22 protein-coding genes are annotated in these 23213 nt (G+C 70.6%); 9 read left to right on the forward strand and 13 right to left on the reverse strand.

The window, feature by feature from the left end; genetic code table 11:
• Nucleotides 1–49: 49 nt before the first annotated feature.
• The gene (locus VM685_RS07200; protein WP_325459441.1) at nucleotides 50–934 is read left to right on the forward strand and encodes an alpha/beta hydrolase; all 885 of its coding nucleotides are present in this window, start codon (nucleotides 50–52) and stop codon (nucleotides 932–934) included.
• Here VM685_RS07200 and VM685_RS07205 read toward each other — a convergent pair.
• Together VM685_RS07205 and VM685_RS07210 are read right to left on the reverse strand one after the other, a co-directional pair.
• Nucleotides 931–1851, reverse strand: a complete 921-nt coding sequence (locus VM685_RS07205) for a thioesterase family protein (RefSeq protein WP_325459442.1) — start codon at nucleotides 1849–1851, stop codon at nucleotides 931–933. The two genes, VM685_RS07200 and VM685_RS07205, sit on opposite strands and share 4 nt — an antisense overlap.
• 56 nt (nucleotides 1852–1907) lie before the next feature.
• The gene (locus VM685_RS07210; protein ID WP_325459443.1) at nucleotides 1908–2177 is read right to left on the reverse strand and encodes a hypothetical protein; all 270 of its coding nucleotides are present in this window, start codon (nucleotides 2175–2177) and stop codon (nucleotides 1908–1910) included.
• 127 nt (nucleotides 2178–2304) lie between these two features.
• On the opposite strand from VM685_RS07210, the gene VM685_RS07215 reads away from it, so the two are divergent.
• Together VM685_RS07215 and VM685_RS07220 are read left to right on the forward strand one after the other, a co-directional pair.
• On the forward strand, nucleotides 2305–3138 hold the full coding sequence (locus VM685_RS07215; RefSeq protein ID WP_325459444.1) for a cytochrome b/b6 domain-containing protein: 834 nt from the start codon (nucleotides 2305–2307) through the stop codon (nucleotides 3136–3138).
• Nucleotides 3135–3902, forward strand: coding sequence for a molybdopterin-binding protein (locus VM685_RS07220; protein ID WP_325459445.1), 768 nt, complete (start codon nucleotides 3135–3137; stop codon nucleotides 3900–3902). Before VM685_RS07215 ends, VM685_RS07220 begins: the two co-directional genes overlap by 4 nt.
• A 1-nt stretch (nucleotide 3903) precedes the next feature.
• Here VM685_RS07220 and VM685_RS07225 read toward each other — a convergent pair whose 3' ends face one another.
• Complete coding sequence (locus VM685_RS07225; protein ID WP_325459446.1) at nucleotides 3904–4575, reverse strand: CHAP domain-containing protein; 672 nt, start codon at nucleotides 4573–4575, stop codon at nucleotides 3904–3906.
• 501 nt (nucleotides 4576–5076) lie between these two features.
• Between VM685_RS07225 and VM685_RS07230 the strand changes: the two genes are divergently transcribed.
• Nucleotides 5077–5883, forward strand: coding sequence for a TerC family protein (locus VM685_RS07230; RefSeq protein WP_325459447.1), 807 nt, complete (start codon nucleotides 5077–5079; stop codon nucleotides 5881–5883).
• Between the two features lie 134 nt (nucleotides 5884–6017).
• On the forward strand, nucleotides 6018–7694 hold the full coding sequence (locus VM685_RS07235; protein WP_325459448.1) for an ice nucleation protein: 1677 nt from the start codon (nucleotides 6018–6020) through the stop codon (nucleotides 7692–7694).
• A gap of 4 nt (nucleotides 7695–7698) precedes the next feature.
• On the opposite strand, the gene VM685_RS07240 is transcribed toward VM685_RS07235, so the two are convergent.
• Complete coding sequence (locus VM685_RS07240; RefSeq protein WP_325459449.1) at nucleotides 7699–9861, reverse strand: primosomal protein N'; 2163 nt, start codon at nucleotides 9859–9861, stop codon at nucleotides 7699–7701.
• Nucleotides 9862–9927: 66 nt separating this feature from the next.
• Between VM685_RS07240 and fsa the strand changes: the two genes are divergently transcribed.
• From fsa to VM685_RS07255, 3 genes are read left to right on the forward strand one after another with little or no spacing between them, the layout of a single operon-like run.
• Nucleotides 9928–10581, forward strand: coding sequence for a fructose-6-phosphate aldolase (fsa, locus tag VM685_RS07245; RefSeq protein ID WP_325459450.1), 654 nt, complete (start codon nucleotides 9928–9930; stop codon nucleotides 10579–10581).
• Nucleotides 10582–10595: 14 nt separating this feature from the next.
• The gene (locus tag VM685_RS07250; protein ID WP_325459451.1) at nucleotides 10596–11273 is read left to right on the forward strand and encodes a DUF484 family protein; all 678 of its coding nucleotides are present in this window, start codon (nucleotides 10596–10598) and stop codon (nucleotides 11271–11273) included.
• A 13-nt stretch (nucleotides 11274–11286) separates the two neighbouring features.
• Nucleotides 11287–12201 (forward strand): tyrosine recombinase XerC, encoded by a 915-nt coding sequence (locus VM685_RS07255; protein WP_325459452.1) that lies wholly within the window; start codon nucleotides 11287–11289, stop codon nucleotides 12199–12201.
• 3 nt (nucleotides 12202–12204) lie between these two features.
• Here VM685_RS07255 and VM685_RS07260 read toward each other — a convergent pair whose 3' ends face one another.
• From VM685_RS07260 to VM685_RS07295, 8 genes are all read right to left on the reverse strand, one after another.
• On the reverse strand, nucleotides 12205–12495 hold the full coding sequence (locus tag VM685_RS07260) for a hypothetical protein (RefSeq protein ID WP_325459453.1): 291 nt from the start codon (nucleotides 12493–12495) through the stop codon (nucleotides 12205–12207).
• Nucleotides 12496–12544: 49 nt separating this feature from the next.
• Complete coding sequence (locus VM685_RS07265; RefSeq protein WP_325459454.1) at nucleotides 12545–12988, reverse strand: GNAT family N-acetyltransferase; 444 nt, start codon at nucleotides 12986–12988, stop codon at nucleotides 12545–12547.
• Nucleotides 12989–12990: 2 nt separating this feature from the next.
• A complete protein-coding gene (lpdA, locus tag VM685_RS07270) occupies nucleotides 12991–14388 on the reverse strand; it encodes a dihydrolipoyl dehydrogenase (RefSeq protein ID WP_325459455.1) in 1398 nt (465 codons plus the stop codon).
• 99 nt (nucleotides 14389–14487) lie between these two features.
• A complete protein-coding gene (gene odhB, locus VM685_RS07275; protein WP_325459456.1) occupies nucleotides 14488–15768 on the reverse strand; it encodes a 2-oxoglutarate dehydrogenase complex dihydrolipoyllysine-residue succinyltransferase in 1281 nt (426 codons plus the stop codon).
• Nucleotides 15769–15826: 58 nt separating this feature from the next.
• On the reverse strand, nucleotides 15827–18778 hold the full coding sequence (locus tag VM685_RS07280) for a 2-oxoglutarate dehydrogenase E1 component (RefSeq protein ID WP_325459457.1): 2952 nt from the start codon (nucleotides 18776–18778) through the stop codon (nucleotides 15827–15829).
• Between the two features lie 82 nt (nucleotides 18779–18860).
• Nucleotides 18861–19739 carry a succinate--CoA ligase subunit alpha gene (gene sucD, locus VM685_RS07285; RefSeq protein ID WP_325459458.1) on the reverse strand — a complete coding sequence of 293 codons (879 nt, stop codon included), beginning with the start codon at nucleotides 19737–19739 and terminating at the stop codon, nucleotides 18861–18863.
• A gap of 5 nt (nucleotides 19740–19744) precedes the next feature.
• Nucleotides 19745–20944 carry an ADP-forming succinate--CoA ligase subunit beta gene (gene sucC, locus VM685_RS07290; RefSeq protein WP_325459459.1) on the reverse strand — a complete coding sequence of 400 codons (1200 nt, stop codon included), beginning with the start codon at nucleotides 20942–20944 and terminating at the stop codon, nucleotides 19745–19747.
• Between the two features lie 172 nt (nucleotides 20945–21116).
• On the reverse strand, nucleotides 21117–21677 hold the full coding sequence (locus VM685_RS07295) for a DUF2306 domain-containing protein (RefSeq protein ID WP_325459460.1): 561 nt from the start codon (nucleotides 21675–21677) through the stop codon (nucleotides 21117–21119).
• Between the two features lie 102 nt (nucleotides 21678–21779).
• Here VM685_RS07295 and VM685_RS07300 point away from each other — a divergent pair, with 102 nt between their 5' ends.
• Nucleotides 21780–22571, forward strand: a complete 792-nt coding sequence (locus VM685_RS07300) for a LytTR family DNA-binding domain-containing protein (RefSeq protein ID WP_325459461.1) — start codon at nucleotides 21780–21782, stop codon at nucleotides 22569–22571.
• On the opposite strand, the gene VM685_RS07305 is transcribed toward VM685_RS07300, so the two are convergent.
• Nucleotides 22568–23098 (reverse strand): GNAT family N-acetyltransferase, encoded by a 531-nt coding sequence (locus VM685_RS07305; protein WP_325459462.1) that lies wholly within the window; start codon nucleotides 23096–23098, stop codon nucleotides 22568–22570. The genes VM685_RS07300 and VM685_RS07305 overlap by 4 nt on opposite strands.
• Between the last annotated feature and the right edge of the window lie 115 nt (nucleotides 23099–23213).

Consider the following 23213-nt stretch of genomic DNA (forward strand, 5'->3'; position numbering starts at 1 on the left):
CTTCTCCTGAGGTGATCGGCGGTTATATGGGGGCGGTCGGAGGGCGTTCATGGACACCGAGGTCGAGTTCGAGCCGCGCGCGCGGAACGTGGAGCTGCCCTCGCGCGGCGGCGCGATGGCGGTCCTCGACTTCGGGCCGCAAGAGCGGCCGGTGGACATCGTCTTCTCCCATGCCAACGGTTTCAACGCCCGCACCTACCGCTCGATCCTCGCGCCGCTGGGCGAGCGGCTGCGGATCCTGGCCCTCGACCTGCGCGGCCATGGGGCGAGCACGCTTCCGGCGGTGATCGAGGGCCGCGACGGCTGGAGCGAATTCCGCGACGACCTGCGCGCCCTGCTGGCGGCGGCGACCGAGGGTCCGGTGGTGCTGGCGGGCCACTCCATGGGCGCAACCGCCAGCCTGCTGGCGGCGGCCGCGGAGCCTGGCCGGGCCAAGGCCCTGGTGCTGTTCGACCCGGTGCTGATCCACACCCCGGGGCGCCGCTCGGAAGACGATCCTGCGGTGGCGGAGTCGCCCCTGGCGCAGGGCGCGCTGCGCCGCCGCGCCGACTTCCCGGACAAACGCGCGGCGCTCGAGGCCTATCGCGGTCGCGGCGCCTTCCGCACCTGGAACGACGCCCAACTCGCCGACTATGTGGAGGCGGGCTTCCAGGTCGACGGCGCGGGCGGCGTGACGCTTACCTGCCGGCCGGAATGGGAGGCGTCGAACTTCCGCTCTCACAACTACGATCCGTGGGCCGCCTTCCGGGCGACGCGCTGCCCGATCCGCATCCTACGGGCCGAGGTGGGCTCCACCGCCCGCCTGGACGACCACCTGCCGGAGCTCCTGGGGACCGGCCGGATCAGGGTCGAGACGGTCGCCGGCGCGAGCCATTTCTTGCCCATGGAGCGGCCGGAACTGGTGCGCCAGGCGCTCCGCGAGGCGGCGGCCTAGAGCGTCAGGCCCGGCACGGCGCCGGCGTTCGCCTGGGCCAGCGCCTCGTCCGACAGGGTGATGATCTTGCGCGTCTCCAGGTCGAAGGAGACGGCGATGGCCTCCGCCACGCCCCACGCCTGGCCGGTCGCGGGATCCAGCAGCCAGTGGATGAGCCGCCGGAAGCGCGCGTCCCCGCCGGCCGGGCCGGAGCGGAGCTCCACCCGATCGCCCGCCCGCGGCCAGTCCAGGTGGACCAGCCGGTATTCCAAGGCCGCCCCACCGACCCGCGCACCGCCCTCGGCCGCGCCGGGCCGTTGGCCGTCGAAGAAGTGGGGGATGCCGTCCGAGATCCGCGCCATCATCAGCTCGGTGCGCATCCGGCCGAACGCGTCGCAGTCGCCGGCGCGGACGGCGCCCAGGGCCGTGCGCTTCAGTCCCAGCGCCTCGGCACGCGCCAGGCTGGCCTGGCTCTCGATCGGCTCAAGCCCGATGCTCTTGGGGGCCGCCTGGGGCGGGACCTCCACGGCGAGCGCCTCGGCCCGGCGGCGGACGCGCTCGGGCCAGGGAAAGACGCGACCCTCCCCGGCGGTGGCGTGGGCCACGACGGTCTGGAAGCAGGCCGCGAGTTCCCCGGTGCGGTGACGCAGCAGGAGGAGCAGGCGGGCCTCGTCCTCGCCCATCTCCACCACGCCGCCGGTCATGTGCAGAGGCGCGCCGGGATGGGCTTCCCTGAGGAAGCGGATGTGCTGCTCGCGGACGATCAGGGTGGCGGGCGCGTCGGGCGCGAAGGCCTGCGGCATGCCGAGTTCGGCGGCCAGGCCGATCAGGCCCTCCATGCTCCTGGCCACGTAGAAGCCGACGTTCAGGTGGCCCATGGCGTCGCATTCCCAGGTCGCGACGCTGCCCCGCCAGACCTCCACACCCTCGCCGCTCAAGCGCGCCTCTCCCCCATCGAATGGCCGGGGAGCTTAGGGGCGCCCGGGCGCGGCGGCTAGCGCTTGCCCTCGGCGGGATCTGCGCCCGGCCCGAGCCGACCCTCGTTCGCCGAGGTGGGCGAGGTGTCGCCGGCCCCCTGCCGCGGGGTGGGCGCGTCGGCGCTCGGATCGAAGCTGCGCGTTTCGCCGGAGGCCTCGACCGAGTCGTCGCGGCGGGCGGGCGGATAGCGTTCAGCGCCGGCGTTGTCGTCGGCAGCGTTCAGCGGCTGGGCGGCGTTGGCCTTGCGGCCCTCGGTGTTGATCTTGTCGTCGCGCTCTTGCGGCATGGGCCTGCTCCTCTGGTCTGCAGGAGAAGCGCCGGGGAGACGGGGGCGTTCCCGCGCATCCGGGGCCCTGTCGATCCCGTACCCTGGCTGTGGCAGGATCGTCGCCGCATCGGGGGAAGGAGCGGCCATGGGCGGGAAGGCCCGACCGACCAGGGTTCTCGTGCGGCGCCACTCGGGCGTCACGCGGGCGACCCACTGGATCAATGTGCTGGCCGTCAGCCTGCTGCTGATGAGCGGGCTGCAGATCTTCAACGCCCACCCGGCGCTCTACTGGGGGCAGAAGTCGACCTTCGCCGCGCCGTGGCTGTCCATGTCGATGCAGGAGCGGAGCGGCCAGCCGGTGGGGGTCACCACCCTGGGCGGGGCGCAGTTCGAGACGACGGGCCTGTTCGGCTACTCGGGGCAGGTGGGCAAGCGCGAGCCGCGCGGCTTCCCCGCCTGGACGACCGTGCCCAGCTACCGCGACCTGGCGAGCGGCCGTCGGTGGCACTTCTTCTTCGCCTGGCTGTTCGTCATCAACGGCCTGGTCTACCTCGGCTCCGGGCTCCTCGGCGGCCACCTGCGGCGCGACCTCCTGCCGACGCGGGACCAGCTCGCGCCGCGCAGCATCCGGCAGGACATCGTCGATCACCTGAAGCTGCGCTTCCCGAAGGGGGAGGCGGCCCGCACCTACAATCTCCTGCAGAAGCTCACCTACCTGGCCATGATCCTCGTGGTCCTGCCGCTCATGCTGCTCACAGGGCTCTCCATGTCGCCGGGGTTCAACGCCGCCGCGCCCTGGCTCGTCGACCTGTTCGGCGGCCGGCAGTCGGCCCGCTCGATCCACTTCATCTGCGCCGGGCTCGTCGTGCTCTTCGTGCTCGTCCACGTGGCGCTGGTGGTGCTGTCGGGCTTCTGGAACAACATGCGCGGCATGATCACCGGCCGCTACGCCATCGAGACCGAGGGAGGCCGCCCGTGAGCGACGCCAACCGCCGGGGCTGGCTGCGCGGTGCAGGCGCGGCGCTGGGCGGGCTGATGCTGGGGGCCTGCGATCGGCTGAACGCCGATCCGCGTTTCACCGCCATGCTGCAGGGCGCCGAGGGCCTGACGCGGCGGGCCCAGCGGCTGGTCACCGACCGCAAGGCCCTGGCCCGGGAGTTCTCGGCCGCCGACATCTCCCCGGACTTCCGCGCCAACGGCACGCGCCACCCGGGCGGGCCCGACTATGCCCGCCACCTGGCCTCGAACTTCGCCGACTGGCGGATCCAGGTGGATGGGCTGGTGGAACGGCCGCTGTCCCTTAGCCTGCCGGAGCTGCGCGCCCTGCCGGCCCGGACCCAGATCACCCGGCACGACTGCGTGGAGGGCTGGTCCTCGATCGGCAAGTGGACGGGGGCGAGGCTGGGGCCGCTGCTCGACCGCGCCGGGCTCAAGCCCGAGGCGCGCTACATCGTCTTCCACTGCGCCGACCAACTCGGGGTCGGGCCGGACGGCATGTACTACGAGAGCATCGACCTCATCGACGCCTACCACCCGCAGACCCTGCTGGCCTACGAGATGAACGACCAGGTCCTGCCGGTGGCGCACGGCGCGCCGGTGCGGCTGCGGGTCGAGCGGCAGCTCGGCTACAAGCACGCCAAGTACGTTCACCGGCTCGAGGCCGTGGCCGACTTCGCCCACCTGGACGGCGGCAAGGGCGGGTTCTGGGAAGACCGCGGCTACGAGTGGTACGCGGGAATCTGACCTAGTTGTCGCCGCCCTGGCCGAGCGCGCCGGCCAGCAGGGCGCCGATGCGGTCGCTGGAGTCGGCGGCCTGGCCCAGCATGGCGAGGGGGCCGGCGCCGGGGCGCATGGCGGCCGACACCTGGCTGGCGGCGGATTGCGCCATGGCCAGCGCCGTGGCGCCCGCGTTGTTCCAGTTGGAGGCCGCGATCTTCTGGGCGTTGGCGTCCTGATAGATGAAGCCGTAGGTGGGATAGGTGGAGCCGCCGAGATCTCGGCTCGGGTCGTACCAGACCTTCACCTGGCTCCAGTCGCCCTGCGGCGAGACGTCGATCAGGGTGACGTCCTTCTCGACCTTGCCGCGCGAGCCGCCGATCGGCGACCAGTTGGCGTGGGTGATCTGGACCACGCGGTCGGTGAGCACCTGGCTCACCACGGCCACGTGGCCGAGACGCATGCGGTCGGTGGGCTTGAAGCAGAGGACGGCGCCGGCCTTCGGCTGGAAGCCGGTCTCGTACTTGCCGATCGCCTGCTGCCACCAGGTGCGCGCGTCGCCGAAGATCTGGATGCCCGAGAGCAGGCGCGCGAACGGCACGCACTGCCAGTAGGTGTCGGCGGCGGCGCTGACGGGGGCCATGCCGACGAAGGCGGCGACGGCCAGGGAACCCAGAAGGGTCCGCATCCGTTTACGCATACTTGGGCACTCCCCACGCAACAGCGAAAGGGATAACCCTAGCCTGCCTCCAGTGAAAAGAGGGTTTACGCGGCTGCGGCCGTGGCGTGGCGCACGTCATCGCGGGGCTGAGCCCCTGGACGATCGACAATATCCCCCGGCACCAAGAGCTTAGAAGAAAAATATGTTAATGCGAGCGCCGGCGTTAAGGCAACTATGCCACCCGGGGGCGGGATCTCGTCGTTCATAAGCTCATCTATGCTGTAACCGGGCGCGGTGACGTCTCGACGGCCCGGAGCGGTCATTCGGGCTCACGCGCCTGCAATGATCTGAAACAAGTCCTCGGCTCCGCTCGAGGCGCTGCGGCCAAGTGCTCGCGCCGGCAAACTCGCCTCATTCACGAAAACGAGAGGGCAGCAATCGCCTGTGGATAAACGCCCGGCCGCGGCTGCGGACTAGGCAGGACCGCCACGGCCACTAGATATGGCCGAGCCACAAGCGACGGAGAGAGACAGCCCCCCGATGGACAGCATTCCGGCCCTCTTGAGCGACCCCGCCGCCTGGGCGGCGCTGATCACCCTGATCGTCATGGAAGTGGTCCTCGGGATCGACAACCTGATCTTCATCTCGATTCTCTCGAACAAGCTGCCCGAGCACCAGCGCAGCAAGGCCCGCCGGGTCGGCATCTCGCTCGCACTGATCATGCGGCTGGGCCTGCTCTCCACCATCGCCTTCATCGTCACCCTGACCCAGCCGGTGTTCTCGCTGCCCTGGCAGGGGCCGCTGAACGCCCACGGCGAGCCCGCCTTCGAGCTGCAGTTCTCCTGGCGCGACCTGATCCTGATCGCCGGGGGCCTGTTCCTCGTGTGGAAGGCCACCACCGAGATCCACGAGAAGACCGCGCCGGCCGACGGCCACGGGGTGATGGACACCACCGGCCCGGTGGCCCGCAACTTCGCCTCGGCCATCGTCCAGATCCTGCTGCTGGACCTGGTGTTCTCGGTGGACTCCATCCTGACCGCCGTCGGCATGACCGAGCACCTGCCGATCATGGTGGTGGCCGTGGTCTTCGCGGTCACCGTCATGATGTTCGCCGCCGATCCGCTGGCGAACTTCATCAACCGCAACCCCACCGTGGTGATGCTGGCCCTGGGCTTCCTCCTGATGATCGGGGCGGTGCTGATCGCCGACGGTTTCGGGGTGCACGTGCCCAAGGGCTACATCTATGCGGCCATGGCCTTCTCGGCGCTGGTAGAGGCCCTCAACATGGCCGCCCGCCGGGCGTCGAGCCGCAAGGCCGGGAGCGGCGGCGGGGACACGCTACACTAGGCCGCGAGGCGCTCGGACGCAGGCGGAAGGGCAGGTTTCGTTAAGCCCGTCCTTCCGCCTTATCTTAAGCTTGCCGTGCGAATCACCTGGCGCGCCGACGACGCGGCGCCCGGGGCCGTGCGCCAAGGGTCAGCATGCCGATCAACTACCTCTCGGCCGCTCAGATCTCAGGACTTACCGAGACGCGCCTGCGCAGCCTCAACGAGACCCAGCTGGGCTCGCTGCGCTCCACCCAGGTGGGCGCGATCAGCACGTCCGGCATCGAGGCGCTCACCACCACCCAGGTGAACGCGCTCTCCAGCACGGGGGTGAGGGGCCTCTCCACCACCCAGATCCAGCATTTCGCGCCGGCGGTGGTGTTCGACACCGACCAACTCATGGCGCTCTCCGGCGCCCAGATCAGCGCCTTCAGCACGACCCACATCGGCGCGCTCGACGAGACCAGGCTCGACGTGCTGACCGCCACCCAGCTCGGCGGCCTGTCAGGGGTGAAGTTCTCGCACCTCAACGCCACCCAGGTGGCCTCCCTGACGACGACCCAGCTGCGCGGCCTCTCGTCGGTGCAGCTCTCGTTGCTGTCGACCACCGATATGGGCGAGCTGAGCGCAACCCAGCTCGGCGGCTTCACCACCACCCAGATGGCCGGCCTGGCGGCCGGCGCCGTGGCGGCCATGAGCGTGACCCAGGCGGCGGCGCTGGCCTCGACCCAGGTCGGCGCCCTGTCGGCGACCGCCTTCTCGGCGCTGAGCGAGACCCAGGTCGCGGGGCTCACCACGACGCAGTTGGCCGGGCTCACCGCCACCGTCCTGCGGACCCTCTCCGCCACCGACTTCGCCGAACTGACCGAGACCCAGATCGGTGCGCTGTCGTCCACCCAGCTCGGGGCGCTGGCGGCGACCCACCTGGGCTCGCTCTCCACGACGCAGATCCAGGGCCTGACCACCACCCAGGTCGCAGGGCTGAGCGCGACCCAGCTTGGCGGCCTCTCGTCGACCGACTTCGGCAAGTTCAGCGACACGCAGGTGGCCGGCCTCTCGGCGGCCCAGCTCAGCGGCCTGTCGGTGGAGAACCTGTTCAGCCTCTCCGACACCCAGATCCAGGCGCTCTCGACCACCAAGATCCAGGGCCTGGCGGCCTGGCAGATCAGCGCGCTGACGCCCACCGACTTCAGCCGGCTCGCCGACACCCAGGTGCGGGCGCTGACCGCCACCCAGATCGGGGCGCTGTCGACCACCAACTTCTCGTCGATGGACGCCACCATGATCCGGTCCTTCGGGACCGCCCAGATCAAGGGCCTGTCGGCCTACCAGGCGTGGAGCCTGAACGCGACCGACGCCGGGGAATTCACCGCCACCCAGCTGGCGGCCCTGTCGGCCGACCAGATCGGGGCCTTTTCGGTGACGGCGCTCACCTCGCTCTCCACCACCCAGATGGCGGCCCTGTCCTCGTCCCAGGTGGGCGCGATCTCGGCGACCAAGTTCTACCAGCTCTCCACCACCCAGATCGGCGGCCTCTCCGCCGCCCAGGTGAAGGGCCTGACCTCACCGGTGCTGAGCGGCATGTCGGCGGCGGACTTCAGCAAGTTCAGCGCCCTGCAGATCGCCGCCCTGACCACCGGCCAGGTGGGCGCGCTCTCGACGACGGTGGTCGGCGCGCTCGAGGCGACCCAGATCTCGGCGCTCACCACCCTGCAGATCCCGGCCCTGACGGTGACCCAGATCCGGTCCCTCTCGACCACGCAGGTGGGCTACATGAGCGCCTCGCAGCTTAACGCGCTCACCGCCACCCAGGTCGCCAACCTGCCGACCTGACGCCCTACAGGAAGCTGTAGGGGTCGATGTCGATGGCGACGCGGACGGAGGCCGGCGGGCGGACGCGCGCGCGCCAGGTGGCCATGTAGGCCGAGAGGTCGACGTTGCGGTCGGCGCGCACCAGGAAGCGCTTGCGGCGGCGGCCTCGCACCAGGCCGAGCGGCGCGTCGGCGGGACCGTAGACCTCCACCCCCTCGGCGTTCGGCGCGGCCTCGGCCATGGCGCGCACGAAGGCGTCGAGCTGGCCGGGATCGGTCCCGGAGGCGATCACCGCCGCCAGCCGCCCGAACGGCGGCAGCTTGGCGAAGGCGCGCTCCTCCATCTCGGCGGAGACGAAGGCGTCGCGGTCCTGGGCTGCGAGCGCCTGCATGACCGCGTGGTCCGGCGCATAGGTCTGCAGCAGCGCCTTGCCGGGCCGGTCGCGTCGCCCCGCCCGGCCCGTGGCCTGGGCGAGGAGCTGGTAGGTGCGCTCGGCCGCCCGCAGGTCGCCGCCGCGCAGCCCGAGGTCGGCGTCGACCACGCCCACCAGGGTGAGCTTGGGGAAGTTGTGGCCCTTGGCGGCGGCCTGGGTGGCCACCAGGATGTCGATCTCGCCGGCCGCCATGCTCTCCACCAGGCGCCTGGCCTCGCGGGCGTCGAAAACGGTGTCGGACGAGAAGACCGCGACCCGCGCGTCGGGGAACAGCAGCCGCGCCTCCTCCTCCACCCGCTCCACGCCGGGGCCGATGGAGACCAGGCTGTCCTTCGCCCCGCAGTGCGGGCAGGCCTGCGGCTTGGGCATGGAAAAGCCGGTCAGGTGGCAGACCAGGCGGCCTGAGTAGCGGTGCTCCACCAGCCAGGAATCGGTGTCGGGCGCGGTCATCCGCTCGCCGCAGGCCCGGCAGAGCACCAGCGGCGCGTAGCCCCGGCGGTTGAGGAACAGCAGGGTCTGCTCGCCCCGGTCCAGGGTCTCGCGCATAGCCGCCACCAGCGGGGGCGAGAGCCAGCGGCCCGGCTCCGGCGGTGTCTGGCGCAGGTCGATGAGCTCGATGTCCGGCAGGCGCGCGATCCCGTGGCGGGCGGAGAGGCGCAGCCAGCGATAGCGGCCGGTCTCGGCGTTGCGCAGGCTTTCCAGCGAGGGGGTCGCCGAGGCGAGGACGACGGCGGCGTTCTCGATCTTGCCGCGCACCACGGCGAGGTCGCGGGCGTGGTAGATGAAGCCCTCTTCCTGCTTGAAGGAGCTGTCGTGCTCCTCGTCCACCACGATGAGCCGCAGGTTGCGGAACGGCAGGAACAGGGCCGAGCGGGCGCCCACGACGATGCGGCAGCGGCCGGTGGCCACCGCCTCCCAGACGCGCCGGCGGGCGGGCGGGGCGACGTCGGAGTGCCACTCGCCGGGCCCGGCGCCGAAGCGGGCCGCGACGCGGCCGATCACCGCCTGGGTGAGCGCGATCTCCGGCAGCAGGATCAGGACCTGGGCCGCAGGATCCGAGGCCAGCGCGGCGGCGGCCGCCTCCAGGTAGACCTCGGTCTTGCCGGAGCCCGTGACCCCGTCGAGCAGGGCGGCCTTGTACCCGCCCTCGGCCAACATGGCCTTCAGCGCCTCGGCCGCGGCGGCTTGGCTGGGGTTGAGCTCGGAGCCCCGACGGGAGAGGTCGGGTTCGTCGAACCGGGCGACCGCCTCGACGAGGCGGACCGCCAGGACGCCTTCCTCCACCAGCCCCTTCACCACGCCCGACGACACCCCGGCGGCGCGCGCGAGGTCGGCCGGGCTCATGGGGGTGGCCTTTGCCGTCTCGATGACCTTCAGGCGCGCGGGCGTCGGTCTGGCCGGCTGAACGCCGGTGGGCTCCACCACCTTGACCGGCCGGGGCTTCGGGCAGCGGGCGCCGCGCAGCGCGATGGCCAGCGGTCCGCCCGGCGCGTCCACGGCGTAGCGGGCCGCCCATTCCACGAACGCGATCGTGCCGGGCGGCAGGGGCGGCTCGTCCAGCCGCTCGGCGACCGGCTTCAGCGGACGGTTGCCGCCGGCCCCTTCGCGCAGGGCCACGACCACGCCGCGCAGCAGGCGAGGTCCGAGCGGCGCGGCCACCTGGTCCCCCACGGCGAGCGCCATGCCCTCCGGCTCCGCATAGTCGAAGGCCTCGGGCAGGGGCATGGGCAGGAGGACGGAAGCGATGCGGCTCATCGGGAGCCTTTTGCGCTTTCCCGCAAGGCGGCTACAAGCGTCTCCCTCACTCGTAAGGTCTTATCGATGCAGCTCTTCCTCGACACCACCGACGTGGCCGTGCTGAAGGACCTGGCCGCCACCGGCCTGGTCGACGGCGTCACCACCAATCCCTCCCTGATCGCCAAGTCCGGCCGCAAGATGCTGGACGTCATCGCCGAGATCTGCGGGGTGGTCGAGGGGCCGGTCAGCGCCGAAGTCGCCGCGGCCGACACCGCCGGCATGCTGGACGAGGGCCGCAAGCTCTCCACCATCGCGCCCAATGTGGTGGTGAAGGTGCCGCTGACCCGTGACGGCCTGATCGCCACCCGCGAGTTCGCCCGCGAGGGCATCCTGACCAACGTCACCCTCTGCTTCTCCGCCGCCCAGGCGCTGCTCGCCGCCAAGGCGGGGGCCAGCTACATCAGCCCGTTCATCGGCCGCCTGGACGACCATGGCGCCGACGGCATGGACCTGATCACCGAGATCCGGACGATCTACGACAACTACGGCTTCGACACCGAAATCCTCGCCGCCTCGATCCGCAGCCCGGGCCACGTCACCCAGGCGGCCATGGCCGGGGCCGACTGCGCGACCATCCCCCCCGACGTCTTCCAGGCGCTCTTCAAGCACCCGTTAACCGAGAAGGGGCTTGATCAATTCCTCAAGGACTGGGCGAACACGGGCCAGTCCATCCTGTAATCTTCGAGGGCGACATGGACGGGGCCGAGGCCAGGGCGGACGACATCACGCTGGAGGCCGAGGTCCGGCGCTTCCTGGTGGAGCACCCTGGGCTGGTGCGGGACGATCCCTCCCTGCTTTCGGAGCTGGGCCTGAAGCCCGCCGACAATGTGGTGGAGTTCGGCCACGCCGCGCTCGCCCGCGTCCACGCCGCCCACAAGCACGAGGCCTCGATCCGCCAGCAGCTGGAGGCGACGGCGCGGGAGAACTACGCCGCCCAGGGGCAGACCCACGGGGCGGTGATCGACCTCCTGGAGAGCCGCAACCACGCCGACCTGGCCCGCCGGGTGGACGACCTGGCCCAGCTGCGCTTCGGCCTGCTGGCCGGGGTCGTCGCGCTGGAGGGCCCGGAGAACACGCCGGCCGGCTGGCGCGTGCTGGTCGAGGGCCAGGTGGACATGATCCTGGGCGGCCACCAGCGGCTGCACGCCATGGGCTTCTCGCCCACGGCGCTGGGCCTGTTCGGCGAGCGGGCGGAGCTGGTCAGGTCCATGGCGATGGTCCGGCTGGCGATCTGGGAGCCGGCGCGCCAGGGGCTGATCGCCTTCGCCTCGGCCGACCCGGAGGGCTTCACGCCGGACATGGGCGCCGAACTGGTCGTCTTCCTCGCCCGCGTGGTCGAACGCACCGCCGAGCGCTGGCCGGTCCTGTGACGGGCTTCGTCCCGTGACTGCCGCCGAGGCCCGGGCGCTGTGGCTGGAGCACCTGGCCCACGAGCGCCGGGCCTCGCCGCGAACGCTGGAGGCCTACGGCTTCGCCGCCCAGCGCTACATCGCCTTCCTGGAGCAGCACCGGGGCGAAAGCCTGACGGTGAAGGGCCTCTCCGAGGTCACCGCCGGCGAGGTGCGCGCCTGGCTGGCGCACCTGCGGCAGGGCGATCATCCCCTGTCGCCGCGCTCGCTCTCCCAGGCGCTCAGCGCCATCCGCACCTTCCACCGCTTCCTGGACCGCCGGCTCGATGCGCCCAACGCTGCCATCGCCCTGGTGCGCGGGCCGCGGGTGAAGCCCGGCGCGCCGCGACCCATGACCGAGGACCAGGCGCGCGGGATAATCGCCGAACCGGCGCTCGACCCCGACCGGGAAGACTGGGAGGTCGCCCGCGACCAGGCGGTGCTGACCCTGCTCTACGGCTGCGGCCTGCGGATCTCCGAGGCCCTGTCGCTGACGCGGGCCGACGCCCCGCTGGGCGACAGCCTGCGGATCACCGGCAAGGGCTCCAAAACCCGCATCGTGCCGGTGCTGCCGGCGGTGCGCGAGGCGGTGGACGTCTATGTGGCCGAGGCGCCGTTCGCGCTCGCGCCCGATTGGCCGCTGTTCCGGGCCAAGCGCGGCGGGGCGCTGTCCCCGCGCCACGTCCAGGCGACGGTGCAGACGCTCCGGAGCCGGCTGGGCCTGCCGGCCAGCGCCACGCCGCATGCGCTACGCCATTCGTTCGCGACCCACCTGCTGGGCGCGGGCGCCGACCTGCGCTCGATCCAGGAGCTCCTGGGCCACGCCTCGCTGTCGACCACCCAGCGCTACACCGAGGTGGACGCCGCCGCCCTGCTCAGCGCCTACGCGAGCGCCCATCCGCGGGCATAGGGGCTAGCGCCGCGGCGCCGGGAAGCGGCCGTCGCCCTGCACGTTGCGCCGCACGATGACCGGTTTCGAACAGCCGTTCTCGTCCAGCCGGAGCACCGTCAGCTCCATGTGGGCGGGCGGCAGTTCGCCGAGCGACTGGATCCGTGGCGGCTGGGGCGCGCGGCGATTCACCGGCTGGGCGTCCCACAGGCCGCAGTTCACCGCCTCGCGCATGACCATCCTGGCGCCGAGCTGGACGGGACGGTCGGCCGGAGGCGCGGCGACGGCCTGGGCGGCCAGGAGTAGGGCGATCATGACAGCCTCCTCGTGCGAGGCGCAAAGGTGCCGGATCAACCGGCCCGGGTCACGTTAAGTTTCCGCCACCCGGGCGTGCGAGCCGCAGCCAGCTCACGTCGGCGCCCGGGTCGCGGCCGCGCTCGACGCAGGTGAAGCCCTCGCGGGCGTAGAAGGCCTGGGCCCGGCGGTTGGGCTCCTGGACCTTCAGCGACAGCGGCCCGTCGGCGACGCTCGCCAGATGGTCGACCAGGACCTTGCCGATCCCCCGGCCGCGCTCGTCGACGTACAGGGAGTGGATGAAGTTCTGCGGCCGGTAGAAGCCGGCGAGGCCGAGGATGCGGCCGTCCTCGACGGCGACGTAGATCTCCTCCTCGCGAGCCGCGCGCAGGAACTCGTCGCGCCGGTGCCGCTCGGGCGGCAGCCAGGTGAAGGTCTCGCGCAGGACGCGCACATAGAGGTCCGCACAGGCGGCCAGCTCTTCCGGCCGGGCCCGGCGGACCTCCAGCGCCATGGTCAGGCCTGCATCGTCCAGCCTTCGACGCCCATGGCCGCCTGGCGAAGGGCTTCGGAGCGGGTCGGGTGCGGGTGGCAGGTGCGGGCGACGTCCTCGGACGCGGCGCGGAAGGCCATGGCCACGCAGTACTCGCCGACCATCTCGGAGACCTGCGGCCCGATCATGTGGACGCCCAGGACCGCGTCGGTGGCCGCATCGGCCAGCACCTTCACGAAGCCCTCGGTCTCGTGATTAATCTTGGCGCGGCTGTTGGCGCTGAACGGGAACTTGCCGGCCTTGTAGGCGCGGCCCTCTTCCTTCAGCTGCTCCTCGGTCTTGCCGACCCAGGCCACTTCGGGGCTCGTGTAGACCACGCTCGGGACCAGGTTGTAGTCCACGTGGCCGTACTTGCCGGCGATCAGCTCGATGCAGGCGACCGCGTCCTCTTCGGCCTTGTGGGCGAGCATGGGGCCCAGGATCACGTCGCCGGTCGCCCAAACGCCGGCGGCCGAGGTCTTGAAATGGTCGGTCGGGATGAAGCCGCGCTTGTCGGTCTCGATCCCCACGGTCTCCAGGCCCAGGCCCTCCGTGAAGGGCCGGCGGCCGATGGCCACGAGGACGTAGTCGGCCTCCAGGGTCTGGGCGGCGCCGCCGGCGACCGGTTCCATGGTGAGGCTGACGCCCTTCTTCGACGCGGTCGCGCCGGTGACCTTGGTCCCAAGCCGGAACTCCATGCCCTGCTTGGTGAGCGATCGCTGGAAGGTCTTGGCGACCTCGGCGTCCATGCCGGGCGTGATGCGGTCGAGGAACTCCACGACGGTGACCTTCGCGCCCAGGCGTCGCCAGACCGAGCCCAGCTCCAGGCCGATGATGCCGGCGCCGATGACGACGAGGCTCCTGGGCACTTCCGGCAGGGAGAGCGCGCCGGTGGAATCGAGGATGCGCTCGTTGTCGACGGTGACGCCGGGCAGCGGGGTGGGCTCCGAGCCGGTGGCGATGACGATGTTCTTGGCCTCCAGGGTCTGGACCGCCCCGTCCTCGCCGGTGACCTCGACCTTGCCGGGCCCCGCGATCCGGCCGCGGCCCTTCACCCAGTCGACCTTGTTCTTCTTGAACAGGAACTCGATGCCCTTGGTGAGCGCGGCCACGGACTCGGCCTTCTGCTTCATCATCTGCACGAGGTTGAGCTTCGGCTTCACCTCGATGCCGAGGGTCGCGAACTCGGTGTTGGCCGCGTCGTAGAGTTCCGAGGCGTGCAGCAGGGCCTTGGAGGGCATGCAGCCGACGTTCAGGCAGGTGCCGCCCAGGGTCCCGCGCATCTCGACGCAGGCGGCCTTCAGGCCGAGCTGGCCGGCGCGGATCGCCGCGTTGTAGCCGCCGGGGCCGCCCCCGATGATGACGACGTCGTACTGGGCCATGGATCCTGCCTGCCTGGGAGTTGCAGCGGCCCAGATACAGGTTTGCGGTCGCCGGGGCGAGGCTTCGCGGGCCGCGTCGGGCCTCGCCCCTGCGTCGGATCAGACGTCCAGAAGCAGGCGCTGCGGGTCCTCGATGGCGTCCTTGACGTGGACCAGGAAGGTCACTGCGCCCTTGCCGTCGACGATGCGGTGATCGTAGCTCAGCGCCAGGTACATCATCGGCCGGACCACGATCTGGCCGTTCACCACCATCGGCCGCTCCTGGATCTTGTGCATGCCCAGGATGCCCGACTGCGGGGCGTTGAGGATCGGCGTCGACATCAGCGAGCCGTAGACCCCGCCGTTCGAGATGGTGAAGGTGCCGCCCTGCAGGTCTTCCAGCGCCAGCTGGCCGTCGCGGGCCTTCTTGCCGAGCGCGCCGATCTCCTTCTCGATCTCGGCCAGGCTCATCAGGTCGGCGTCGCGGACAACCGGTGTCACCAGGCCGCGCTCGGTGCCGACGGCGACCGAGATGTCGTAGTGGTTCTTGTAGATGATGTCCTGGCCGTCGATCTCGGCGTTGACCTCGGGCACCTGCTTCAGGCCGTAGATCACCGCGCGGACGAAGAAGCTCATGAAGCCGAGCTTCACGCCGTGCTTCTTCTCGAACACGTCCTTGTACTGGTTGCGCAGGGCCATGACGCCGGACATGTCCACCTCGTTGAAGGTGGTCAGCATGGCCGCGGCGTTCTGGGCCTCCTTCAGGCGGCGCGCGATGGTCTGGCGCAGGCGGGTCATGCGGACCCGCTCCTCGCGCTCGTCGACGGCGCGCGGCGCGGCCGGAGCCGGGGCGGGCGCGGGCGCCTTCGCGCGGGCTTCCAGGGCGGCCAGGGCGTCGCCCTTGGTGATGCGGCCATCCCTGCCGGTGCCGGAAATGGCGGCGGGGTCGAGCTGGTTCTCGGCGGCGATGCGCTGGGCGGAGGGCGCAAGCACCGCCTCGGATTTCGCCTTGGCGGACGGGCTGGTGTCGGGCACCGGGGCCGAGGTCGGCGGAGCCTTGCCGGGCGTGGCCTCGGGCTGCAGCTCGCCGGCCGGGACCGGGGTGGGCGTCGAGGACGGGGCGGCCGCCTTCGGCGCAGCGGCGGGCTTGGCGGCCCCGGCCGAAGCGCCCTCGGCGATGCGGCCCAGGATGGCGCCGGGCTCGACGGTGGCGCCCTCGTCAGCGGAGATGCTTTCCAGCACGCCGTCGGCGGGGGCGGCCACTTCCAGGCTCACCTTGTCGGTTTCCAGCTCGACGAGGATCTCGTCCTTGCGGACGGCGTCGCCGGCCTTCTTGGTCCAGCGCGCCACCGTGGCTTCCGTGACGGACTCGCCCAGGGCGGGAGTCATGATGTCGGCCATTCGGGGTGCGCTCCTCAGTCTCTCAACACAAACACAAGTCGGATCGGATCGTTTACGTCTAGGCGAAGGCTTCGGTGAGGAAGGCTTCGAGTTCCTTCAGGTGGCGGCTCATCAGGCCCGCGGCGGTGGACGCCGAGGCCGGGCGGCCCACGTAGCGGGCGCGCTTGGCCTTGATGTTCAGGCGCTCCAGCGTCAGCTCCAGCCAGGGGTCGACGAACTGCCAGCCGCCCATGTTCTTGGGCTCCTCCTGGCACCACACCAGCTCGGCGTTCTTGAACCGCTTCAGCTCGTTCGAGAGCGACTTCAGCGGCCACGGATAGAACTGCTCGAGGCGCAGCAGGTAGATGTCGTCGCGGCCGGTCTTCGCCCGCTGTTCCAGGAGGTCGAAGTAGACCTTGCCCGAGCAGAGGATGACGCGGCTGATCTCGGCGTCCGGCTTCAGGGTCACGCCGCCCACGTCGCAGCCGGCCTCGGCGCCGTCCACCATCACCCGGTGGAAGCTGGAGCCGCCGGCCATGTCGGAGAGGTTCGACACCGCCCGCTTGTGGCGCAGCAGGCTCTTGGGGGTCATGACGATCAGCGGCTTGCGGAACTCCCGCAGCACCTGGCGGCGCAGGGCGTGGAAGTAGTTGGCCGGGGTCGTCGGGTTGATGACCTGCAGGTTGTCCTCGGCGCAGAGCTGCAGGAAGCGCTCGAGGCGGGCGGAGGAGTGCTCCGGACCCTGGCCCTCGTAGCCGTGCGGCAGCAGCATCACGAGGCCGCTCATCCGCAGCCACTTGCGCTCGCCCGAGGAGATGAACTGGTCGATGACCACCTGGGCGCCGTTCACGAAGTCGCCGAACTGGGCTTCCCACATGGTCAGCGTGTTGGGGTCGGTCAGCGAGAAGCCGTACTCGAAGCCGAGCACCGCCTCTTCCGACAGAGCCGAATCCAGCACCTCGAAGTGCGCCTGGCCGGGGCCCAGGTTGCGGAGGGGGAAGTAAACCTCCTCGCTCTTCTGGTCGATGATCCCCGAGTGGCGCTGGGTGAAGGTGCCGCGCACGCTGTCCTGGCCGGACAGGCGCACGGGATAGCCCTGGTCGAGCAGGGTGGCGAAGGCCAGGTGCTCGCCCGTGGCCCAGTCGATCCCCTCGCCCTTCTCGATCGCCTCGCGACGGCCCTGGATCACCCGCTCCACGGTCTTGTGGACGGTGATCCGCTCCGGGATGGTGGTGATCTTGCGGCCGAGGTCGAGCAGCTTCTGCTTGGCCACGCCCGTGGTGTGGCGGTCGTCGCCGGCCGGCAGGGTCAGGCCCGACCACTTGCCGTCCAGCCAGTCGGCCTTGTTGGGCTTGTAGCCCTTGCCCGCGTCGAACTCGCGGTCGAGGAAGTCGTTGAATTCCTTCACCCAGCCGTCGACCTCGGCCTGGGTGGCGACGCCCTCGGCGACGAGGCGCGTGGCGTAGAGGTCGCGCACCGACGGGTGGTCCTTGATCTTCGCGTACATCAAGGGCTGCGTCATCGTCGGATCGTCGCCCTCGTTGTGGCCGAACCGGCGGTAGCAGAACATGTCGACGACGACGTCCTTGCCGAACAGCTGCCGGTACTCGGTGGCCACCTTGGCGGCGAAGGTCACGGCCTCGGGGTCGTCCCCGTTCACGTGGAAGATCGGCGCCTCGACCATCAGCGCCACGTCGGACGGATAGGGCGAGGAGCGGGAGTTCTTCGGGCTGGTGGTGAAGCCGATCTGGTTGTTGACCACGAAGTGCATGGTGCCGCCGACGCCGTAGCCCTTCAGGCCGGACAAGGCGAAGCACTCGGCCACCACGCCCTGGCCCGCGAAGGCGGCGTCGCCGTGCAGCAGCAGCGGCAGGACGTGGCCGCGGCCGGCGGTGGGCTGCTCGCGCAGGGTGAAGGCCTGTTTGGCGCGGGCCTTGCCGATCACCACCGGGTTGACGATCTCCAGGTGCGACGGGTTGGCGGTGAGCGACAGGTGCACCGAGTTGCCGTCGAACTCGCGGTCCGACGAGGCGCCCAGGTGGTACTTCACGTCGCCCGAGCCTTCGATGTCGGAGGGCACCGACGAGCCGCCCTGGAACTCGTGGAAGATCACCTGGTAGGGCTTGCCCATCACGGCGGCGAGCACGTTCAGTCGGCCGCGGTGCGGCATGCCGACGACGATGTCCTTCACGCCCATGGCGCCGCCGCGCTTGATGATCTGCTCGAGCGCCGGGACCATGCTCTCGCCGCCGTCGAGGCCGAAGCGCTTGGTGCCGGGGAAGCGGCGGTGCAGGAACTGCTCGAAACCCTGGGCTTCGATCAGCTTCTTGAGGATGGCGATCTTGCCTTCCTTGGTGAAGGCGATCTCCTTGTCGCGGCCCTCGATGCGCTCCTGCAGCCAGGCCTTCTCCTTGGGATCGGAGATGTGCATGTACTGCACGCCGACATTGCCGCAGTAGGTGCGCCGCAGGATCTCCAGGATCTCGCGCAGGGTGGCCGTCTCCAGCCCGAGGACGAAGTCGAGGAAGATCGGCCGGTCGAAGTCCGCCTCGGAGAAGCCGTAGGTGGCCGGATCGAGCTCAGAGGCGTCGCCCGGCGTGGTGGCGATGCCGAGCGGATCGAGGTTGGCCTTCAGGTGGCCGCGCATCCGGTAGGCGCGGATCATCATGATGGCGCGCAGGCTGTCGAGGGTGGCGGCGCGGACCTCGTCCTGGCTGGCGGCAGGCTTGCGCTCGGCGACCTTGGAGCCGAGCTTGGCCTCGACCGCGGGCCACATGCCATCGATCGCCGAGAGCCAGTCGGGGCGGGCCTGCGGGGCCGCGGGCCGGGTCCAGGCGGGCTTCTGGGCCGCGCGCTTCACCTCGTCGGCGCGGTCGGCGAGCGAGGCGAAGAAGGCCTGCCACGAGGGCTCGACCGAGCCGGGGTCGGCGGCCCATTTCGCGTAGAGGTCCTCCACGAAAGCCGCATTGCCGCCGTAGAGGAATGAGGTCTCGGCGAGCACCTCGTTGATCAGACCTGCGTCGTCCGCCATTTCGTCCGCTTCCCGGATGGACCGCGGAGCTTCTGATCAAGGAGCCGAGCGCGGACCGCCCATACGCTTAAACAGTGTTGTGTCAGGCGCCCTTGAGCACCTCGACCAGGGTTTCGCCGAGCTTCGCCGGAGACGGCGACACGCGGATGCCCGCGGCCTCCATCGCGGCGATCTTGTCCTCGGCCCCGCCCTTGCCGCCGGAGATGATCGCGCCCGCGTGGCCCATGCGGCGGCCCGGAGGCGCCGTACGGCCCGCGATGAAGCCGACCATAGGCTTCTTGATTGCTGAATTCTTGATGAACTCGGCCGCGTCTTCCTCGGCCGAGCCGCCGATCTCGCCGATCATGATGATCGACTCGGTCTCCGGGTCCTTCAGGAACATGTCGAGCACGTCGATGAACTCGGTGCCCTTCACCGGGTCGCCGCCAATGCCCACGGCCGTCGTCTGGCCGAGGCCCACCTGAGAGGTCTGGAACACGGCCTCGTAGGTAAGCGTCCCTGACCGCGACACAACACCCACAGAGCCCTTCCGGAAGATGTTGCCCGGCATGATGCCGATCTTGCACTCACCGGGCGTGAGGACGCCCGGGCAGTTCGGGCCGATCAGGCGGGACTTCGAGCCGGAAAGCGCGCGCTTCACCTTGATCATGTCGGTCACCGGGATGCCCTCGGTGATGCAGACGATGAGCGGAACCTGGGCGTCGATGGCCTCCAGGATGGAGTCCGCGGCGAACGGCGGCGGCACGTAGATCACGCTGGCCTCGGCGCCGGTCTCCTTCACCGCCTCGCCGACGGTGTCGAACACGGGCAGGTCCAGGTGCTTCTGGCCGCCTTTGCCGGGGGTCACGCCGCCGACCATCTTGGTGCCGTAGGCGATGGCCTGCTCGGTGTGGAAGGTGCCCTGGGCGCCGGTGATGCCCTGGCAGATGACGCGGGTGTCTTTGCCGATGAGGATGGACATGTCTCTTACGCGGCCCCTCGCACGGCCTTGACGATCTTTTCCGCGCCGTCCGACAGGTCGTTGGCCGCGATGACGTTCAGTCCGCTCTCGTTGATGATCTTCTTGCCGAGCTCGACGTTGGTGCCTTCCAGGCGGACCACGAGCGGCACCTGCAGGCCGACCTCCTTCACCGCGGCGACCACGCCCTCGGCGATGATGTCGCAGCGCATGATGCCGCCGAAGATGTTCACCAGGATGCCCTTCACGTTGGGATCCGCGGTGATGATCTTGAAGGCCGCCGTCACCTTCTCCTTCGAGGCGCCGCCGCCCACGTCGAGGAAGTTGGCGGGCTCGGCGCCGTAGAGCTTGATGATGTCCATGGTGGCCATGGCCAGGCCCGCGCCGTTGACCATGCAGCCGATCTCGCCGTCCAGGGCGATGTAGGACAGGTCGTACTTGGAGGCCTCGATCTCCTTCGGGTCCTCCTCGCTCTCGTCGCGGAGCGCCACCACGTCCTTGTGGCGGAAGAGCGCGTTGGAATCGAAGCTGACCTTGGCGTCGAGGACGCGCAGCTGGTCGTCGGCGGTGACGATCAGCGGGTTGACCTCCAGCATGCTCATGTCCTTGGCCATGAAGGCCGCGTAGAGCTGCGTGAGGAGCTTGCCGGCCTGCTTGGCGAGGTCGCCCTTCAGGCCCAGGGCCGAGGCCAGCATCAGGCCGTGGTGCGGCCACACGCCGGTGACCGGATCGACGGAGAAGGTGGTGATCTTCTCGGGCGTGGCGTGCGCCACTTCCTCGATGTCCATGCCGCCTTCGGTGGAGGCCACGACCGAGACCCAGCTCGTCTCGCGGTCGACCAGCAGCGACAGGTAGAATTCCTTGGCGATGGCGGCGCCTTCCTCGATGTAGAGGCGGTTCACCTGCTTGCCCGCGGCGCCGGTCTGGTGGGTCACCAGCACCCGGCCGAGCATCTCCTCGGCGTTGGCGCGGACCTCGTCAACCGACTTCACCACGCGCACGCCGCCCTTGGCGTCGGGGCCGAGGCCCTCGAACTTGCCCTTGCCGCGCCCGCCGGCGTGGATCTGGGACTTCACGACGAAGACGGGACCGCCGAGCTGCTCGGCCGCCTTGACCGCCTCGTCGACGGAAAAGGCCGGATAGCCGCGCGGGACCGCGACGCCGAACTCTGCGAGGACGGCTTTGGCTTGGTGTTCGTGGATGTTCATGAGGCCGTGGCGCTGAAATCGCCTCGCCCGGGGCGGCGAGTGGGCGCGGTTATAGGCGCCCCCCTCCGCGATGACAACCGCGTGAGGGGGTCAAAACCACCCTCTTTTCCGCTAGGTGAGCCCGGTCATCGAGCCGCTCAGGGTCGGGCCATAGAGGGGGTCTATTCCGGGCCTAGCCGAGGAACATGGCCCAGAGGGTGCGGCCGGGGATCAGGGCCACGAACAGGTTGATGGCGAAGCCGCCGTAGAACAGGCCCATCATCCGCCGCCGGTGCTGGGCCACCGACCGGCGCCGCGCCGCGATCACCGCCAGCGGCAGGATGATCAGCACCCAGCCGGTCAGCAGGTGGAGGAGCGACCAGCGGCCCGGCGTCAGGCTGGTGATGAACAGCGTCGACCCGGCGGTCACGGCGACCAGCGCCACCCAGGTCCAGCCGGCCACCCGGTGGAAGCGGCGGCCCTTGCGGAACGCCATCAGCAGGGCGCCGAGAACCAGGGCGGCGAGCGCCGCGAACAGGTGCACCTTGATGGCCGGGGAGAGTTCGGCGAACAGCGCCAGGTCCGGCGCGTGCGGGCGCGCCTGGCCGATGGCGCGGACGATCGGCCCCCAGAGCGGCCCGAGCGCCAGGACGACCACCAGGGCCGCGGCCGCCATGCTCAGGGCGAAGCGCGGCCCGAAGCCCCAGCGCAGCGGCGCGCGGGTCCTGGGCTGCGTTTGCGATTGAAGCGACATCCTTTATCTCCGACGCATGGGCGCGGCCTTCCACCGGCCGCGCTTCCTTCAGGCCGCAGCAGTCGGGGCGGACGCAGCGATGGTCGAGCGCGGATGCGCCGGATGACGTCGGGGGTTCGCGAAACGCCGGGCGGCGCCGTTCGCGCTTCGCGGACGGCGGGGCGGACGTGGGCCCTGCTGCGCACGACGCTGCTGCCGGGCGTGCTGGTGGGCGCCTTCCTGGGCTTCACCGGGGCCTTCGACACTGACGACATGCCGCTGGCCCTGCGGATCCCCTTCATGGTTGCCATCTCCTGGATCGCCACCTTGATGGGCGTGGCCGCCTTCCGCGCAACCTCGAGGTTCGGTTTGTCGCGGACGCTCTACTGGCGGCGGGGACTGGCGGCGGGGCTTCTGATGTTCGCGCCGATGGGCCTCGTCGTCTGGGTCGCAGTGCGACTGGTGGCGGGCCCGTACGGGCCGCGGGCGGAGGCGATCCCCGGCTACCTGCTCGTCTCCCTGGTGACCTCCCTGTTCTTCTGTCTGCTGGTGGCGTGGATGCGGCGGGACACGGACAGGCCGCCAGCGACGTCGCCGGCTCCCCCGAAGTTCCTCGAGCGGCTGCCGCTGAAGCTGCGCGGGGCGGAGGTCTGGGCCGTCGAGGCCGAGGACCACTACCTGCGGCTCCACACCTCCAAGGGCCAGGACCTGATCCTCCTGCGCCTGGCGGACGCCGTGGCCGAGCTGGAGGGCGTCGAGGGCATGCAGGTGCACCGATCCTGGTGGGTGGCCCGCGACGCGATCACCCACGCCCGCCGCGGCGACGGCCGCGCCACCCTGACCCTGAAGGACGGCGCCGAGGTCCCGGTCAGCCGCACCTACGCCGGCCAGCTGCGCGAGAAGGGCTGGATCTAGCCGTTCCGCCGCCGGGCCAGCCACTGCTCGCGGGACTGACCCCACACGTCGAGCACCTTGTCCTGGAACGGCGCGGGCATGCGGGCCTGGCGCAGGATGGTGGAGCCGAGCCGCTCGGCCACCTTCTGCGAGTCCACGTTGGCGGGCTCGATGGTGTGGATCACCTCACGCCAGCCGAGGGTGTCGAAGGCCCAGTCGATGGCGGCGGTCGCGCCCTCCGTGGCGTAGCCCTTGCCCCAGCAGTCGCGGGAAAGCCCCCAGCCGACCTCCGTGCCGGGCCAGCCCTCCGGCTCCCAGGGCCCCAGCCGGCCCACCCACCGTCCGCTGGCCTTCTCGACCACCGAGAACATGGAGAAGCCGCGGATCGTCCAGGCCCCGGTCACGGTGCAGATGCCCCGCCAGGCCATCGCCCGGTCCTGCACGCCGCCCAGGTGACGGGCGGCCTCCTCGTCGGCGGCGAAGGCCGCCCACGGCTCGAAATCCTCCGCACGCGGCGCACGCAGGATGAGGCGATCTGTCTCAAGCACGGGTGTTGGCGAAGTCACGGTTATGGCCTCATTGTGGCGGTGGGAGAGACGTCGGGGTGGGCTCCAGCTTAGCCGTGGGCGCGGCGGGCTGCGACATGCCTCGACTTTCGAGGGG

Source organism: Phenylobacterium sp., assembly GCF_035539035.1.
In the GTDB taxonomy this organism is placed as follows: domain Bacteria; phylum Pseudomonadota; class Alphaproteobacteria; order Caulobacterales; family Caulobacteraceae; genus Phenylobacterium.

Coding starts and splice junctions, on each gene's coding strand:
- VM685_RS07200 (WP_325459441.1), top strand. CDS start 50: ATGGACACCGAGGTCGAGTTCGAGCCGCGCGCGCGGAACGTGGAGCTG.
- VM685_RS07210 (WP_325459443.1), bottom strand. CDS start 2,177: ATGCCGCAAGAGCGCGACGACAAGATCAACACCGAGGGCCGCAAGGCC.
- VM685_RS07215 (WP_325459444.1), top strand. CDS start 2,305: ATGGGCGGGAAGGCCCGACCGACCAGGGTTCTCGTGCGGCGCCACTCG.
- VM685_RS07225 (WP_325459446.1), bottom strand. CDS start 4,575: ATGCGTAAACGGATGCGGACCCTTCTGGGTTCCCTGGCCGTCGCCGCC.
- VM685_RS07230 (WP_325459447.1), top strand. CDS start 5,077: ATGGACAGCATTCCGGCCCTCTTGAGCGACCCCGCCGCCTGGGCGGCG.
- VM685_RS07235 (WP_325459448.1), top strand. CDS start 6,018: ATGCCGATCAACTACCTCTCGGCCGCTCAGATCTCAGGACTTACCGAG.
- VM685_RS07240 (WP_325459449.1), bottom strand. CDS start 9,861: ATGAGCCGCATCGCTTCCGTCCTCCTGCCCATGCCCCTGCCCGAGGCC.
- fsa (WP_325459450.1), top strand. CDS start 9,928: ATGCAGCTCTTCCTCGACACCACCGACGTGGCCGTGCTGAAGGACCTG.
- VM685_RS07250 (WP_325459451.1), top strand. CDS start 10,596: ATGGACGGGGCCGAGGCCAGGGCGGACGACATCACGCTGGAGGCCGAG.
- VM685_RS07260 (WP_325459453.1), bottom strand. CDS start 12,495: ATGATCGCCCTACTCCTGGCCGCCCAGGCCGTCGCCGCGCCTCCGGCC.
- VM685_RS07265 (WP_325459454.1), bottom strand. CDS start 12,988: ATGGCGCTGGAGGTCCGCCGGGCCCGGCCGGAAGAGCTGGCCGCCTGT.
- lpdA (WP_325459455.1), bottom strand. CDS start 14,388: ATGGCCCAGTACGACGTCGTCATCATCGGGGGCGGCCCCGGCGGCTAC.
- odhB (WP_325459456.1), bottom strand. CDS start 15,768: ATGGCCGACATCATGACTCCCGCCCTGGGCGAGTCCGTCACGGAAGCC.
- VM685_RS07280 (WP_325459457.1), bottom strand. CDS start 18,778: ATGGCGGACGACGCAGGTCTGATCAACGAGGTGCTCGCCGAGACCTCA.
- sucD (WP_325459458.1), bottom strand. CDS start 19,739: ATGTCCATCCTCATCGGCAAAGACACCCGCGTCATCTGCCAGGGCATC.
- sucC (WP_325459459.1), bottom strand. CDS start 20,944: ATGAACATCCACGAACACCAAGCCAAAGCCGTCCTCGCAGAGTTCGGC.
- VM685_RS07295 (WP_325459460.1), bottom strand. CDS start 21,677: ATGTCGCTTCAATCGCAAACGCAGCCCAGGACCCGCGCGCCGCTGCGC.
- VM685_RS07300 (WP_325459461.1), top strand. CDS start 21,780: ATGACGTCGGGGGTTCGCGAAACGCCGGGCGGCGCCGTTCGCGCTTCG.